At 63.2% G+C, this 14,137-nt stretch carries 16 protein-coding genes and 1 pseudogene; 9 read left to right on the forward strand and 8 right to left on the reverse strand.

Annotated features, from left to right (window positions below):
• On the forward strand, window positions 1-579 hold a 579-nt coding region (locus tag RMO57_RS11145; RefSeq protein ID WP_310386624.1), incomplete at its 5' end, for an IS66 family transposase.
• Between the two features lie 151 nt (window positions 580-730).
• On the opposite strand, the gene RMO57_RS11150 is transcribed toward RMO57_RS11145, so the two are convergent.
• The 3 genes and pseudogenes from RMO57_RS11150 to trpS form a co-directional block, all read right to left on the reverse strand.
• Window positions 731-955 carry a hypothetical protein gene (locus RMO57_RS11150; RefSeq protein ID WP_310386627.1) on the reverse strand — a complete coding sequence of 75 codons (225 nt, stop codon included), beginning with the start codon at window positions 953-955 and terminating at the stop codon, window positions 731-733.
• Complete coding sequence (locus RMO57_RS11155) at window positions 952-1,365, reverse strand: DUF3717 domain-containing protein (RefSeq protein WP_310386629.1); 414 nt, start codon at window positions 1,363-1,365, stop codon at window positions 952-954. The genes RMO57_RS11150 and RMO57_RS11155 overlap by 4 nt, the downstream gene beginning before the upstream one ends.
• Window positions 1,366-1,477: 112 nt before the next feature.
• Window positions 1,478-2,506, reverse strand: a pseudogene (gene trpS / locus RMO57_RS11160) (tryptophan--tRNA ligase).
• Between the two features lie 61 nt (window positions 2,507-2,567).
• Here trpS and purN point away from each other — a divergent pair.
• Window positions 2,568-3,194: a phosphoribosylglycinamide formyltransferase gene (purN, locus tag RMO57_RS11165; protein WP_310386631.1), complete on the forward strand. Its 627-nt coding sequence runs from the start codon at window positions 2,568-2,570 to the stop codon at window positions 3,192-3,194.
• On the opposite strand, the gene RMO57_RS11170 is transcribed toward purN, so the two are convergent.
• Both RMO57_RS11170 and RMO57_RS11175 read right to left on the reverse strand, forming a co-directional pair.
• Window positions 3,187-3,864, reverse strand: a complete 678-nt coding sequence (locus tag RMO57_RS11170; RefSeq protein WP_310386634.1) for a DUF1345 domain-containing protein — start codon at window positions 3,862-3,864, stop codon at window positions 3,187-3,189. The two genes, purN and RMO57_RS11170, sit on opposite strands and share 8 nt — an antisense overlap.
• Window positions 3,861-4,097, reverse strand: coding sequence for a DUF1653 domain-containing protein (locus RMO57_RS11175; RefSeq protein WP_310386635.1), 237 nt, complete (start codon window positions 4,095-4,097; stop codon window positions 3,861-3,863). Before RMO57_RS11175 ends, RMO57_RS11170 begins: the two co-directional genes overlap by 4 nt.
• Before the next feature lie 48 nt (window positions 4,098-4,145).
• Here RMO57_RS11175 and RMO57_RS11180 point away from each other — a divergent pair, with 48 nt between their 5' ends.
• Entirely contained in the window at window positions 4,146-5,405 is a 1,260-nt protein-coding gene (locus tag RMO57_RS11180) for an RsmB/NOP family class I SAM-dependent RNA methyltransferase (RefSeq protein ID WP_310386637.1), read from the forward strand.
• Between the two features lie 127 nt (window positions 5,406-5,532).
• Complete coding sequence (locus tag RMO57_RS11185; RefSeq protein ID WP_414896408.1) at window positions 5,533-6,741, forward strand: fatty acid desaturase; 1,209 nt, start codon at window positions 5,533-5,535, stop codon at window positions 6,739-6,741.
• Between the two features lie 144 nt (window positions 6,742-6,885).
• Here RMO57_RS11185 and rpmG read toward each other — a convergent pair whose 3' ends face one another.
• From rpmG to trxB, 3 genes are all read right to left on the reverse strand, one after another.
• Window positions 6,886-7,053, reverse strand: a complete 168-nt coding sequence (gene rpmG / locus RMO57_RS11190; RefSeq protein ID WP_263532261.1) for a 50S ribosomal protein L33 — start codon at window positions 7,051-7,053, stop codon at window positions 6,886-6,888.
• Between the two features lie 29 nt (window positions 7,054-7,082).
• Window positions 7,083-7,316 (reverse strand): 50S ribosomal protein L28, encoded by a 234-nt coding sequence (gene rpmB, locus RMO57_RS11195; protein ID WP_263532262.1) that lies wholly within the window; start codon window positions 7,314-7,316, stop codon window positions 7,083-7,085.
• 230 nt (window positions 7,317-7,546) lie between these two features.
• A complete protein-coding gene (trxB, locus tag RMO57_RS11200; RefSeq protein ID WP_310386641.1) occupies window positions 7,547-8,506 on the reverse strand; it encodes a thioredoxin-disulfide reductase in 960 nt (319 codons plus the stop codon).
• 169 nt (window positions 8,507-8,675) lie between these two features.
• Here trxB and RMO57_RS11205 point away from each other — a divergent pair, with 169 nt between their 5' ends.
• From RMO57_RS11205 to RMO57_RS11225, 5 genes are all read left to right on the forward strand, one after another.
• Window positions 8,676-9,341 (forward strand): Crp/Fnr family transcriptional regulator, encoded by a 666-nt coding sequence (locus RMO57_RS11205; RefSeq protein ID WP_263532264.1) that lies wholly within the window; start codon window positions 8,676-8,678, stop codon window positions 9,339-9,341.
• A gap of 157 nt (window positions 9,342-9,498) precedes the next feature.
• Window positions 9,499-11,859, forward strand: coding sequence for a DNA translocase FtsK (locus RMO57_RS11210; protein WP_310386644.1), 2,361 nt, complete (start codon window positions 9,499-9,501; stop codon window positions 11,857-11,859).
• Window positions 11,859-12,473, forward strand: coding sequence for an outer membrane lipoprotein chaperone LolA (gene lolA, locus RMO57_RS11215; protein WP_310386646.1), 615 nt, complete (start codon window positions 11,859-11,861; stop codon window positions 12,471-12,473). Before RMO57_RS11210 ends, lolA begins: the two co-directional genes overlap by 1 nt.
• Before the next feature lie 14 nt (window positions 12,474-12,487).
• On the forward strand, window positions 12,488-13,822 hold the full coding sequence (locus tag RMO57_RS11220) for a replication-associated recombination protein A (protein ID WP_310386648.1): 1,335 nt from the start codon (window positions 12,488-12,490) through the stop codon (window positions 13,820-13,822).
• A 177-nt stretch (window positions 13,823-13,999) separates the two neighbouring features.
• On the forward strand, window positions 14,000-14,137 hold a 138-nt coding region (locus RMO57_RS11225), incomplete at its 3' end, for an ABC transporter permease subunit (protein WP_414896409.1).

Here is a 14,137-nt window from a genome sequence, read left to right on the forward strand (position 1 = left end):
CCTTCGGCTGGGTGGGCACGGCCTATGCCGCCAGCGCGGCGGTGGCGCCGCAAGTTCGATGAACTGGCCAAGGCGCATGCCAGCCCGGTGGCGATGCAGGCCATCCAGCGCATCGCGGGCTTGTACCGAGTCGAGCAAGAAGCGCGGGGCATGGCGCCGGCGGACCGACTGCGCTTGAGGCGGCAACGCGCCCAACCGTTGTGGGACGAACTGCATGTGTGGATGCGCTTGGAGCGGTCGCGGGTGGCCGACGGCGGCGGGATTGCGGCGGCGCTGGTCTACAGCCTCAGGCGTTGGGAGGCGCTGGGCCGTTTCCTTGGCGACGGGCAGGTCAGCATCGACAACAACCATGTCGAGAATCAAATGCGCCCATGGGCAATGGGGCGCAAAGCATGGCTCTTCTGCGGCAGCGAGTTGGCCGGTCAGCGGGCAGCGATGGTGATGAGTCTCGTGCAGTCCGCCAAGCTCAACGGGCACGATCCGTGGGCCTACCTCAAGGACGTGCTGGAGCGACTGCTCGCGCATCCGAACAATCGGATCGATGAGCTACTGCCGCATCGCTGGAGTCGCGCAGCCTGACGCGTCAATATGGGATGACTGGCCGCTTACCGGGGAAGAGCAGGTTCAGCGAGCCGGTCAGCATCAGGCCCAGGCAAAGTCACAGGGTTTGATGCAGTTGAGCCCCGGCCTCCAGCAGTTTGCGCGCGCCGAACAGGCGGCCGACCACCGGCTAGACCGCCAATACCACGCCCATCAGGCCGACAAAGACGGTGATGTAGATCGCGCTGCCGACCGCCAGCGCGGCCAGATCGATGGCCGAATAACGTGCGACCAAGATGGTGTCGACGGTGCTGAATCCCAGCACCGCCAGCTGACCGGTCAGCACCGGCCAGGCCAGCGGGGCGATGCGGCGCAGGCTGGCGAGGTGGCCGCTGAAGTAGCTGGGTCGTGTCAAGACTTGACCTCACGAGCCCGCTCGGCATAGCGATTGAAACGCCAGGCGGTGGCCTCAATCGAGATGCGGCGCCAGGTCACGCGCTTCTCGGCCGGCGTCATCGCCGGCCAATGCTGCACCTCGTCAAAAGTACGGCCACAGCCTTTGCACAGCGCGTCGCCCTGGCTGGTCGAGCAGATTGCGATGCAGGGCGCGTCAGGCGTGCTCTCGTACCAGCTCATCCAGGCGGTCTTGGCCGCGGCCGGCATGCCGTCCTCGGCGCATTCGCTCTCACGGTAATAGACCAGTAGGCCATAGACCTCGGCCAGCGCGCGCACTTCGGCGCAGGCGTTCAGGCCGTCGGGCGAGGGCGAACGCTCGCGCCACCAGTTGATGGCGGCTTCGATGTCGGTGATGTGGATGCTTGCCAAAATGTTTACCCCTCGGTCGGCGGGTACGCCGCCCGATCCCCCAAGGGGATGGCGGTCCGGCTTGGGGCGGCCCGGCGCTCGGCCCGCCGGCGTTGAAGGACAGCGGCTCTCATCAATAGCTCAACCCAATCGCCGAGCGCACCTCGCGCAGGGTCTTGCGCGCCACCGCGCGGGCCCGCTCGGTGCCGACCTCGACGATCCACTGCACCTGCTTGGGATTGGCCAGGTATTCGTTGGCGCGCTCGCGCCAGGGCGCTTGCTCTTTTTGGATCGCTTCAATCAAGGGCTGCTTGCAGTCCAGGCAACCTATGCCTGCCGAGCGGCAGCCTTGCTCGGCCCAGCCAAGCACGTCGGGCTTGGAATAGACCTGGTGCAGCGGCCAAACCGGGCAACGGGCCGGGTCGCCGGCGTCGGTGCGGCGCACCCGCTGCGGGTCGGTCGGCATGGTGCGGATCTTTTCTTCGACGACGTCCGGGGCGTCGCGCATGGCGATCGCATTGCCATTGCTCTTGCTCATTTTTTGGCCGTCCAGGCCGCTCAGGCGGGCGGTGTCGGTGAGCAGCTCCTGCGGCTCGGGCAGGATGGCCTGCTCGGGGCTGTAGATGCGGTTGAAGCGCCGGGCCACCTCGCGGGTGACCTCGACATGGGCGGTCTGGTCCTCGCCCACCGGCACCAGGGCGGCCTAGTAGATCAGGATGTCGGCCGCCTGCAGCAGCGGGTAGCCCAGGAAGCCATAGGTGGCCAGCTCGCGGTTCTTTTCGATCTGGTCCTTGTAGCTGGGGATGCGCTCCAGCCAGCTCGACGGCGTGCTCATCGCCAGCAGGGTGAACAACTCGGCATGCTCGGGCATGCGGCTTTGGATGAACAACGTGGCCTGCTCGGGGTCGATGCCGGCGGCCAGCCAGTCGACCACCATGTCGTAGACATTGCGCTCGATCTTGCCGCGGTCGCTGCTGTCCCGGTACTGGGTGGTCAGCGCATGCCAGTCGGCGACGAAGAAAAAGCAGTCGTGGCTCTTTTGCAGCTGCACCCAGTTCTTCAGCGCGCCGTGATAGTGACCGAGGTGCAGGGCGCCGGTCGGGCGCATGCCCGACAGCACGCGCTGGCGAGGCAGGATTTCTTGGGGCTGAATGGGGCTCATCGGGGCTCAGGTCGGGGCTCTGCGGGTGGAGCGGCATTGTAGGCAGCTAGACTGTGGCCCCATGAAAAGCATTGTGATTCTGATCTCCGGGCGTGGCTCCAATATGGAGGCGATCGTGCGCGCCTGTGCGGCCGAGGGCTGGGGCGCGCGTATCGCTGCCGTCATCAGCAACCGGCCCGGTGCGGCGGGGTTGGCGTTTGCTGCGGAGCATGGCATCGCCACCGCCGTGGTCGACCACAAGGCCTTTGCCGGCCGCGAGGCCTTTGACGCCGAGCTGCAGCGGGTCATCGACGCCTATGGCCCCGATCTGCTGGTGCTGGCCGGCTTTATGCGCATCCTGACGCCGGCCTTCACCCATCGTTACGCCGAGCGGATGTTGAACATCCACCCCAGCCTGCTGCCGGCCTTCACCGGCCTGCATACGCATGCCCGAGCGCTGGAGATGGGCTGCAAATTTGTCGGTGCGACGGTGCATTTCGTCACCGCCGAGCTGGACCATGGCGCCATCGTGGCGCAGGCGGTGGTGCCGGTGAAAGCCGAGGACGACGAGGCCAGCTTGTCGGCGCGGGTGCTCAAACTGGAGCACCGCATGTATCCGCAGGCGGTGCGCTGGTTTGTCGAGGGCCGGCTGCAGCTTGGCGGCGGCCTGGTGAGGCAGTTGGACGGCGTGTCTCAGTCCTTCATCTGATCAAGCTCGACAAGCTATTGATCATCAAGGCCATCACGCCCGCATTGAACATGAACGACAGCACGCAGTGCAGCAGCACCAAGCGGCGCACATGGCGGCCGCTGACGGCCACATCCGAGGTGGCCGAAGTTGCCGCGATGGTGAAAGCGAAATACATGAAGTCGACATAGTTTGGGTGCAGCTCCGGCTTGGGGAACTGACCAGGAAACTCCAGCCCATGCGGGCGATCGGACCCGGCGTGATAGAGGCTCGCGTAGGCCAGCCCGAATTCCACCGGCAGCAGCAGCCAGGAACCGGCCACCGTCGCGATGGCCAGCAGCCAATGCGGCAGCGCCTCGGCCGCACTCATGCTTTGACGAATCTGCGCCAGCTCCACGGCAATGGCGGCAAAGCTGGCCAGTGCTCCGAGCACGGCCAGCAACAGCACGGCGCCGACGCCGTCCACCTGCGCCCGCGCCGTGCGTTCGAGATGAGCGGCGTCGGCCTTTAGCATCATGCGCAGGCACAGCGCCAGGTAAAGCCAGACGCCGACATTCCAGCCCAGCAGGCAGCGAGTCAGCGGCTTGATGTCGGCCGGCGGGATCAGGCCGACCAGCAGGCCGACCAGCAAGCCGACGGCAATCGCCGACAGCAGCCGTGGCCGCAAGCGCAACTGGCTCAGAACGTTCATGCTTCGATGGCGGTAAAGCGCGACACCATCTTCCCTTCGATCAACAGCGATTCAAAAAACATCGCGTGCGGCCGCACCCACAGACCCGTGGCGTTGTAAAGCGGGCGGTAGACCACCAGCGGCTCTAGCGTTTCACTGTGGCGCGCCACGCCGATGACTTCGTAGTCGGCGCCCTTGTAATGGCGGTAGCGGCCGAGCGGTGTGGCGGGTAAAGCGGCGAGATCGGATGTCATCTTGGGCAGGTTTATGACGCAATGTCACGGGGAAGGGATAATCGGCGGATGCATCCTAATGCCCTTATCGATATGAGCTGCGAGCTTTTGCGCGCCGTGCTCCAACTGGACACCCCCGCTGACAGCGTGGTGTCTGCCTTTTTCCGTAAACACAAGGGCCTCGGCCAGCGTGAACGCCATGCTTTGGCCGAGACCGCCTACACGGTGTTGAGGCAGCGCCCGCTGCTCCAACATCTGGGCCAGTCGGGCAGCGGCCCGACCGAACGGCGGCTGACCTTGCTGGCTTGGCAAGGCAATGCCGCATTTTTACGCGGCGCCCTGAACCAGACCGAGCTGGCGTGGCTGGAGCAAGTGCAAGCCTTGGACAAGTCCAGCTTGGCGCCAAAACTGCGTCACAACCTGCCGGAATGGCTGGCTGCGCCGCTGCTGGAGCGGCTCGGCGAGGAACAGTTCTGGCAATTGGCCGCCAGCATGAACGAGCAAGCGCCGCTTGATCTGCGCGTCAACGCTTTGAAAGCCAAGCGCGAGGAAGCGCAAGCCGTGTTGGCTGCTGCGGGTATCGTCGCCGAACCGACGCCGTTTTCTCCGCTGGGCCTGCGCATCCACGGCAAGCCGGCGCTGAGCAAGCTGGACTTGTTCAACAGCGGCGGCATTGAGGTGCAAGACGAAGGCAGCCAACTGCTGGCCCTGCTGCTCGACGCCAAGCGCGGCGAGATGGTGGTGGACTTTTGTGCCGGCGCCGGCGGCAAGACGCTGGCACTGGGTGCGGCGATGCGCAACACCGGGCGGCTCTATGCCTTTGACACCTCGGGCTACAGGCTTGCGGCGATGAAGCCGCGCCTCGCACGGAGCGGCTTGTCGAACGTCCACCCCGCACAGATTGCGCACGAGCGTGACGAGCGCATCAAGCGTTTGGCCGGCAAGATCGACCGCGTCTTGGTCGATGCGCCTTGCTCGGGCCTGGGTACCTTGCGCCGCAATCCCGATCTGAAATGGCGCCAATCGTTGTTCGGCATCAAGGAGTTGCAGGCCAAGCAGACCGCCATTCTGGCCGGCGCCGCGCGCTTGCTGAAGCCGGGAGGGCGGCTGGTCTATGCGACTTGCAGCCTGCTGAATGACGAGAACGAGGTGGTCGCCGAGGCCTTCGGCGCGGCCCATCCGCAGTTCAAGCCCTTGCCGGCCAATGAGGCCTTGGAGCGCGCCCATGTGGAGCAAGCGGATCGCTTGGTCGAGAATGGATATTTGCGACTTTGGCCCCATCTGCACCAGACTGATGGCTTTTTTGCCGCGGTGTGGGAGCGGCAATAGGGCGCTGCTGGCCAGCCAAGCCGGACTTAATGCCTGCGTCGATTAGAGCGGCTCGCCTACAATTGGGGAGCTAATGTCCATTTTGCTGCTCTCCTAGGGGCAGGGTTAGGAACTAATGAACTTCTTGATGACTATCCATGATGCGCTGGTGCAATGGCTGGCCCACGGTTTGCTGAATGCGTCCGCGTGGCAGATGGTTGCGTACACCTTGGTGATCACGCATTTCACTATTCTCGGCGTGACGATTTTTTTGCACCGCGCGCAGGCGCACCGGGCGCTGGATCTCGGGCCTATCCCCTCGCATTTTTTCCGCCTTTGCCTGTGGCTGACCACCGGCATGGTGACCAAAGAATTCGTCGCCGTGCACCGCAAACACCATGCCAAATGCGAGACCGAGGAAGACCCACACAGCCCGCAGACGCGCGGCCTGAAGGCCTTGCTGCTGACCGGGGTGGAGCTCTACCGGGCCGAGGCCTTGAATCCCGAGACAGTTGCCAAGTACGGCACGGGCACGCCGAATGACTGGATCGAGCGCAATCTCTACACCCGCTACAGTTGGCAAGGTGTGGGCCTGATGCTGATCATCAATCTGGCCTTGTTCGGCGCCATCGGCGCCACGATCTGGGCAATTCAGATGGTCTGGATTCCGGTCTGGGCAACCGGCGTGATCAATGGCCTGGGCCACTGGTGGGGTTATCGCAATTTCGAGGCGCCCGATGCGTCGACCAATGTCTCGCCCTGGGGCATCCTGATCGGCGGCGAGGAGCTGCACAACAACCACCACACCTACCCGACCTCGGCCAAGTTTTCGGTCAAGAAATACGAGTTCGATATCGGTTGGGCCTATATCCGCGCCTTCGAGATGCTGGGCTGGGCCAAGGTCCGCAAGACCGCGCCCAAGCTGCGCCTGGGTGAAATCAAGCCGGCCGACAAGGACACCCTGGAAGCGGTCATCACCAACCGGTACGAGGTGATGGCCAGCTACGGCCGTGGTCTGAAGGCCGCCTGTGCCGCAGAGTTGGCCAAGATGAAGGCGCAGGGCCAGGAGCGCAGCGCTCAGTGGGCGCAGTTCCAGTCGGCCAGCCGATGGCTGCACCGCGACGAAGCGCGTATTCCTGTCTCCATGCTGGACCAGATTGCCAGCCTGCGCGCCGCCAGCCCGGCGCTGGACAAGCTGCTGACCATGCGCGAGGAATTGCGCCAACTCTGGACCCGCACCAATGTGTCGGCTGAGCAGTTGGTCAGCGATTTGCAGGCTTGGTGCCGCCGCGCCGAAGAGAGCGGTATTGCCGAACTGCGCAGCTTCTCGATCGGCTTGCGCGCCGCCCGCGTGTAGTAGTTCCGACCACTTCGTCAAGAGATGCCCTTCGGGGCGTTTTTTTTGCCCTGACATTTGTGCTTGTGAAGTTGTGCTGGCGTAAAAAAACCCCGGCAGCTGGGCTGGCGGGGTTTGATCTCTGACCGTGAAGTCAGGGCTGATTTACCTCAGCTTGGTTTCTTTGTACAGAACATGCTTACGAGCCTTGGGGTCGAATTTCATGAATTCGAGCTTGCCGGTCGTGGTCTTCTTGTTCTTGTCGGTCGTGTAGAAGTGACCCGTACCTGCGGTCGACTCCAGCTTGATTTTTTCGCGTGCGCCTTTGGCCATGATTGTGCTCCTTGATACTCAGTGCTAGATCAGAGCTCGCCTTTGGCGCGCAGATCGGCGACGACTTGGTCGATGCCGACCTTGTCGATCAAACGCAAAGCAGCATTGCTGATGCGCAGACGAATCCAGCGATTCTCTGTTTCCAGGAAGAAGCGGCGGTACTGCAGATTCGGCAAGAACCGACGTTTGGTTTTATTGTTGGCATGGGAAACATTGTTCCCAACCATGGGCTTCTTGCCCGTGACTTGACAGACGCGTGCCATACGCTTCTCCGGTTTGAATTGTTGACCGGTCATCTCTGTATTTGCATGCAGTTTTGCGTTGCAAAAAAGAAATGACCTCATGACCGCTTTATGCTTTGCTAAACCTCTACGGTTTTTTCACAAGAAGTTTCTTGCGAATTCCCTTCAAGGCGCGGCCCATCCAGCAGGCAAGCCTTAGAGTATAGCCGAATTGTGGCGAATGCCCGCCGGTGCAGCGGGCTCTAGGTCTATCAGCCCTGCTCTTGCTCCAGGAAGCGCTGGGCGTCCAGCGCGGCCATGCAGCCGGTGCCGGCGCTGGTGATGGCCTGGCGGTAGATGTGATCCTGCACATCACCGGCCGCAAACACGCCGGGCACGCTGGTCATGGTGGCGAAGCCGTTAGCGCCGCTGCGGGTCAAAATATAGCCGTCCTTCATCTCCAACTGGTTCTTGAAGATGTCGGTGTTCGGTGAATGGCCGATCGCGATGAAACAGCCATGCAGGGTCAGGTCTTGCGTGCTGCCGTCCTGCGTGCTTTTGATGCGCACGCCGGTGACGCCGCTCTGGTCGCCCAGCACCTCGTCCAAAGTGTTCCACAAATGCAGCACGATATTGCCGCTGGCCGCCTTGGCCATCAGCTTGTCGATCAGGATGGGCTCGGCCTTGAACTTGTCGCGACGGTGGATTAGATGCACCTTGGTCGCAATATTGGACAGATACAGCGCCTCTTCAACGGCGGTGTTGCCGCCACCGACCACGCAAACTTCCTGGCCGCGGTAGAAGAAGCCGTCGCAGGTGGCGCAGCCGCTGACGCCGCGGCCCATGAATGCGGTCTCCGACGGCAGGCCCAGGTACTTGGCCGAGGCGCCGGTGGCGATGATCAGGGCATCGCAGCTGTAGCTGGCGCTGTCGCCCTTGAGTTTGAAGGGGCGGGTGGAGAAATCGACCTCGTTGATATGGTCGTACACCAACTGGGTCTCAAAACGCTCGGCATGTTTTTGAAAACGCTCCATCAACTCGGGGCCTTGCACGCCCAGCACATCGGCCGGCCAGTTGTCGACCTCGGTGGTGGTCATCAGCTGACCACCCTGTGCCATGCCGGTCAGCAGCGTGGGCTTCAAGTTGGCGCGGGCAGCGTAGATGGCGGCGGTGTAGCCGGCTGGGCCTGAGCCCAAAATCAGCAGCGAATGGTGTTGAGTGGCTTGGTTCATGACAGTTATATGAGGTTGCTATCGGTGCAGACAAGAAGACTGGGCCGTTTTATCCGGCTTTGACCTGATTTGAATGTTTGCGCGAGTGTGCACAATTTGCGCATTCTAGGCATGGCCATCCCTTCGAGCGGGTCAGCCGATTTCAAACCGTAGTCAATGGAGGCTGTTTATGGCGATGCTGTCAAATCTGGATCTGATCCGCAGGGTGCCCTTGTTTTCCCTGCTCACCACCGATCAGGCGCAGTCCATCGCGGACAGTGTGGTCAAGCGGCGCTTCAAGCGCGGCGAGCTGATCGTCGAACAAAACACCAAATCGAATGCGCTGTTCATCTTGTTGAATGGGCGGGCGCGGGTGCTCACCGCCGATACCCGCGGACGCGAGGTGATTCTGGCCGTCTTGCAGCCCGGTCACTATGTCGGCGAGATGAGCTTGATCGACCACGAGCCGCATTCGGCCACCGTGCGTGCCGAGGTGCAAACCGATATGTTGGTGCTGGGCCGCAATGAGTTCGCGCGCTGCCTGCCCGACAGCAGCAGCCTGTCTTACGCGATCCTGCGCGGCCTGGTCGCGCGCCTGCGCAATGCTGACCGGCAGATCGAGTCGCTGGCCCTGCTGGATGTCTATGGTCGCGTGGCGCGAACGCTGCTGGACATGTCCGAGGAAGAAAAGGGTTTGAAGATCATCCGCGGCAAGGTCTCGCGCCAGGACATGGCCAAGGTGGTCGGCGCCTCGCGCGAAATGGTCAGCCGGGTGATGAAGGACCTGGAAGAGCGCGGCGTGATCGAAACGCTGGAGAACGGCTCGGTCGTCATCAAGCAGCGCTTTCCTGACTGATCTCTTTTCGCCCAAATCCAGCGCTCTTCGGAGCGCCGGTGCCGATGTAGACCAAAACTCACGCCCGAGAGCGCCTTGCGCTTGAGTGACAATGCTGGCATGAGTTTTGGCGAAACTCATGCCCAAGAGCGCCTTGCGCTTGAGTGACAATGGCGGCATGAGTTTTCCCCTCGGTTCCCTGCTGCGCGGCGATGAAGCCGGCGCCAGCGATAAAGTTTATAAACGCCAAGGCAAAAAGGCCCCGCCAGCGGCGCCGGCCAAGCAAAACCCCTTGCGCGCGCCGGTCTGGCTCCTGCTGGGCGGTTTGCTGTGGTGTCTGGTCTTGATGGCCTTGCTGTCTTATGACCGCAGTGACGCGGCCTTCTCGATCTCCGGTGGCCGCGATCTTCACGCGAATCGTTTCGGCGCCCTGGGTGCCTGGATCGCCGATTTGCTCTATTTCAGCTTCGGTTTCTCGACCTGGTGGTTGTTGCTGGTTGGCCTGCGCACCTGGTTGAGCAGCCTGGCCGGCCTCTTGCGCGCCGCCGCCGAGCCTGAGCCGGCGCGGCTCAGGTCCAGCGGCCTCTGGTTGCTCGGCGTCGTGCTGCTGATGTGCGCAAGCTGCTGTCTGGAATGGACCCGGCTCTATCGGTGGGAGACGCACCTGCCCGGCCATGCCGGTGGCGTACTGGGTTATGCACTCGGGCCCTGGAGCATGCGGGCGCTGGGTTTTGCCGGCTCGGGTCTGGTCTGCATTGGCCTGCTTTTGATCGGCTCCGGCCTTGCCCTGCAATTCTCCTGGTTGCGTCTGGCCGAGCAGGCGGGCCGTCGGCTTGACGAGTTACGTGAGCGCTATTTGCAGCGCCGCGAGCAGGCCGAGGACCAGCGTGTGGGCGTACAAGCGGTGCAGGAGCGCGAGCATGAGCATGTGGTCGAGGTCGAGCGCCAGGTGGTGGCCGAGCATGTGCCCATCGTGATCGAGGCGCCGGTGTTCGAGGTGCCCAAATCCACCCGCGTCGCCAAAGAGCGCCAGACCGCTCTGTTCGTCGACGCCAGCGACACCAAGCTGCCCCAGGTCGATCTGCTCGACGCCGCCACGCTGCGGGTCGAGTCGGTGACGCCGGAGTCGCTGGAAATGACCTCGCGCATGATCGAGAAGAAGCTGCGCGACTTTGGCGTCGAGGTGCGGGTGGTGGCGGCCTCGCCCGGCCCGGTCATCACGCGCTACGAGATCGAGCCGGCCACCGGCGTCAAGGGCTCTCAAATCGTTGGCCTGGCGCGCGATTTGTCGCGCAGCCTGAGCCTGGTGTCGATCCGCGTCGTCGAGGTGATTCCGGGCAAGAACTATATGGCGCTGGAGCTGCCGAATGCACGACGCCAGACCATCCGCCTGTCCGAAATTCTCGGCTCGCAGGTCTATGCTGACGCGCCGTCTCAGCTGACCATGGGACTGGGCAAAGACATCGTCGGCCTGCCGGTGGTGGCCGACCTGGCCAAGATGCCGCATTGCCTGGTGGCGGGTACCACCGGCTCGGGCAAGTCGGTCGGCATCAACGCGATGATTTTGTCCCTGCTCTACAAGGCCGAGGCGCGCGATGTGCGCCTGATCCTGATCGACCCCAAGATGCTCGAAATGAGTGTCTACGAAGGCATTCCGCATCTGCTGGCGCCGGTGGTGACCGATATGAAGCAGGCGTCCAACGCGCTCAACTGGTGTGTCGGCGAGATGGAGCGCCGCTACAAGCTGATGAGCAAGATGGGCGTGCGCAATCTGGCCGGCTATAACAAGAAGATCGACGACGCGACCGAGCGCGGCGAGCATATCGGCAACCCCTTCAGCCTGACGCCGGACGCGCCCGAGCCGTTGGAGCGCCTGCCCTTCATCGTCGTTGTGATCGACGAATTGGCCGATCTGATGATGGTGGTCGGCAAGAAGATCGAGGAGTTGATCGCTCGGCTTGCGCAGAAGGCCCGCGCCGCCGGCATCCACTTGATCCTGGCCACCCAGCGCCCCAGCGTTGACGTGATCACCGGCCTGATCAAGGCGAATATCCCGACCCGTTTGTCCTTCCAGGTCAGCTCCAAGATCGACAGCCGCACCATTCTTGACCAGATGGGTGCCGAAGCGCTGCTGGGCATGGGCGACATGCTGTATATGCCCTCGGGCACCGGCCTGCCAATCCGCGTGCACGGCGCTTTTGTCAGCGACGACGAGGTGCACCGGGTGGTCGAATACCTGAAATCCAAGGGCGAGCCCAACTACATTGAGGGCATTCTCGAAGGCGGCGTGCTCGAGGGCGAAGGCGGCGAGAGCGGTGGCGCCGCTGCCGGCGACGGTGAGGCCGACGCGATGTACGACCAGGCCGTGGCCATCGTCTTGCAACATCGCCGCGCCTCGATCTCGCTGGTGCAGCGCCATCTGCGGATTGGCTATAACCGCGCCGCGCGGTTGTTGGAGCAAATGGAAAAGTCGGGCCTGGTGTCCAGTATGGGCAGCAATGGCAATCGTGATTTGTTATTGCCCAAGCGAGAAGAATGATGCAAAAAATAAAAGTCTTGTTAGCGTTGCTGGTGCTGAGCATGGGTGGCCAGGTTCGCGCCGACGCCGTCGGCGCCTTGAAGGACTTTGTGCGCGAGGTCAAAAGCGGCCGTGCGCAGTTCAGCCAGACGGTCACCTCGCCCGATGGCGCCCGCACCAAGACCACCCGCGGCAGCTTCGAGTTTCAGCGCCCCAACCAGTTTCGCTTCGCCTATCTGCCGCCGTCCGAGCAGCTGATCGTCGCCGACGGAAGCAAGGTTTGGATGTTCGACCCCGGCCTCAAGCAGGCCAGTTCACACCCGATGACGCAGGCCCTGGGCGCTACGCCCGCCGCCTTGCTGGCGGGTGGCAACCTTGAGCGTGACTTCACGCTCAAGGCTTTGCCGGGCAAGGGCGGTTTGGATTGGGTGCAGGCAGTTCCTAAGCAGGCCGACAGCGGTTTCCAGTCCCTCAAGGTCGGCTTCAAGGGGCGCGAGCTGGCGGCCTTGGAGATCGTCGACGGGTTCGGCCAAAGTTCGCGGCTGGATTTCACGGCCATGGTGTTGAACCCGATCCTGGCGATCGACAGATTCCGTTTCACGCTGCCGGCAGGCGCCGATTTGCTGGAGCAGTGAATAGAGGCCCGGCCATGACGACTGAATCCCTGTTCGCCGAGTCGCCCGGCACCGGTCCGCCGGTGCACTTGAATCAGCCCTTGGCCGAGCGCTTGCGTCCCACTCACCTGGACGAGGTGATAGGTCAGCGTCAGTTGCTCGGCCCCGGCATGCCGCTGCGCGTCGCCTTCGAGTCGGGGCGCCTGCATTCGATGATTTTGTGGGGCCCGCCCGGCGTCGGCAAAACCACCCTGGCGCGCTTGATGACGCAGGCTTTCGACGCCCAGTTCATCACCATCTCGGCCGTGCTCGGCGGCGTCAAGGAGATCCGCGAGGCGGTCGAGCGCGCGCAGGCCGTGGCGGCGCAGGGCCGGCGCACGGTCGTCTTCGTCGACGAGGTGCACCGCTTCAACAAGTCTCAGCAAGACGCCTTCTTGCCTCACGTCGAGTCGGGTCTGTTCACCTTCATTGGTGCGACCACGGAGAACCCGTCCTTCGAGGTCAACTCGGCGCTGTTGTCGCGCGCCAGCGTGCATGTGCTGAAGTCGCTGGATGAGGCCGAGCTACTGGCCTTGGTCGAGCGCGCCGTGCAGGTGCTTGCCAGCCCGCCGTTCACGCCGGCCGCGGCCAAGCGCCTGGCCGCCTATGCGGACGGCGATGCCCGGCGGCTGCTGAATGCCGTCGACGCGGCGGCGGCCTTGGCGCCACCGACTGCGAGCGAAATTGACGAGCCTATGCTGGAGCGCGCTTTAGGCGAGCAGTTGCGACGTTATGACAAGGGCGGCGAGCAGTTCTACGATGTGATCTCGGCCCTGCATAAATCGGTGCGCGGCTCCGACCCGGATGCCGCCCTGTATTGGTTTGCCCGCATGCTGGACGGCGGCGTCGACGTGCGCTATATCGCGCGCCGCTTGATCCGCATGGCCAGCGAGGACATTGGCCTGGCCGACCCGCGTGCGCTGCGCATTTGCTTGGACGCGGCCGAAACCTATGAGCGCCTGGGCTCGCCCGAGGGCGAATTGACGCTGGCCCAGGCGGTGGTGTTCCTGGCCGTGGCGCCGAAGTCGAACGCCGTCTACAGCGCCTACAAAGCGGTGCGCGCCCTGATCAAGACCGACGGCAGCCGGGCGGTGCCGCTGCATCTGCGCAACGCACCGACGCGTTTGATGACCGATTTGGGCTACGGCCGAGAGTATCGATATGCGCATGACGAGCCGGGCGGCTTTGCCGCTGGCGTCATCTATCTGCCCGAGGGGCTGGAGGCTCAGCGTTTTTACGAACCGGTTGCGCGGGGTTTGGAGCTGCGCATCGGCGAGCGCCTGAACGAGTTGCGGCGTTTGAACGCGGCCCATCAAACCGCGCCGGACTGACTGCGATTTTGGCGCTTGGCGATACGGGTAAACACCCTCGATTCGGGTGCTTCACGCACTCCTACAATCCCGCAAAGAGCCCGCCGCAGCCCACGGGCTTTCGCCGAGGGTCCCCAGGCCCGCCGACTTTGCGGCGGGTTTTTTTTTGAACTTCTTTCAGCCCAACCGGAGCCTTCAATGGAAACTTTTTTCCAGCAAATCATCAACGGTCTGGTGCTGGGCAGCATGTATGCCTTGGTGGCCTTGGGCTACACCATGGTCTACGGCATCATCAACTTGATCAACTTCGCCCACGGCGAGATCTTGATGGTGGGT

This window comes from Roseateles sp., assembly GCF_031397715.1.
GTDB lineage: Bacteria > Pseudomonadota > Gammaproteobacteria > Burkholderiales > Burkholderiaceae_C > Paucibacter_A.

Excerpts from the sequence above, each read along its gene's own strand:
- RMO57_RS11180 (WP_310386637.1), top strand. The coding sequence starts at position 4,146 with ATGCATCCTAATGCCCTTATCGATATGAGCTGCGAGCTTTTGCGCGCC.
- rpmG (WP_263532261.1), bottom strand. The coding sequence starts at position 7,053 with ATGGCCAAAGGCGCACGCGAAAAAATCAAGCTGGAGTCGACCGCAGGT.
- trxB (WP_310386641.1), bottom strand. The coding sequence starts at position 8,506 with ATGAACCAAGCCACTCAACACCATTCGCTGCTGATTTTGGGCTCAGGC.
- lolA (WP_310386646.1), top strand. The coding sequence starts at position 11,859 with ATGCAAAAAATAAAAGTCTTGTTAGCGTTGCTGGTGCTGAGCATGGGT.
- rpmB (WP_263532262.1), bottom strand. The coding sequence starts at position 7,316 with ATGGCACGCGTCTGTCAAGTCACGGGCAAGAAGCCCATGGTTGGGAAC.
- RMO57_RS11220 (WP_310386648.1), top strand. The coding sequence starts at position 12,488 with ATGACGACTGAATCCCTGTTCGCCGAGTCGCCCGGCACCGGTCCGCCG.
- RMO57_RS11205 (WP_263532264.1), top strand. The coding sequence starts at position 8,676 with ATGGCGATGCTGTCAAATCTGGATCTGATCCGCAGGGTGCCCTTGTTT.
- RMO57_RS11210 (WP_310386644.1), top strand. The coding sequence starts at position 9,499 with ATGAGTTTTCCCCTCGGTTCCCTGCTGCGCGGCGATGAAGCCGGCGCC.
- RMO57_RS11175 (WP_310386635.1), bottom strand. The coding sequence starts at position 4,097 with ATGACATCCGATCTCGCCGCTTTACCCGCCACACCGCTCGGCCGCTAC.
- RMO57_RS11170 (WP_310386634.1), bottom strand. The coding sequence starts at position 3,864 with ATGAACGTTCTGAGCCAGTTGCGCTTGCGGCCACGGCTGCTGTCGGCG.
- purN (WP_310386631.1), top strand. The coding sequence starts at position 2,568 with ATGAAAAGCATTGTGATTCTGATCTCCGGGCGTGGCTCCAATATGGAG.
- RMO57_RS11185 (WP_414896408.1), top strand. The coding sequence starts at position 5,533 with ATGACTATCCATGATGCGCTGGTGCAATGGCTGGCCCACGGTTTGCTG.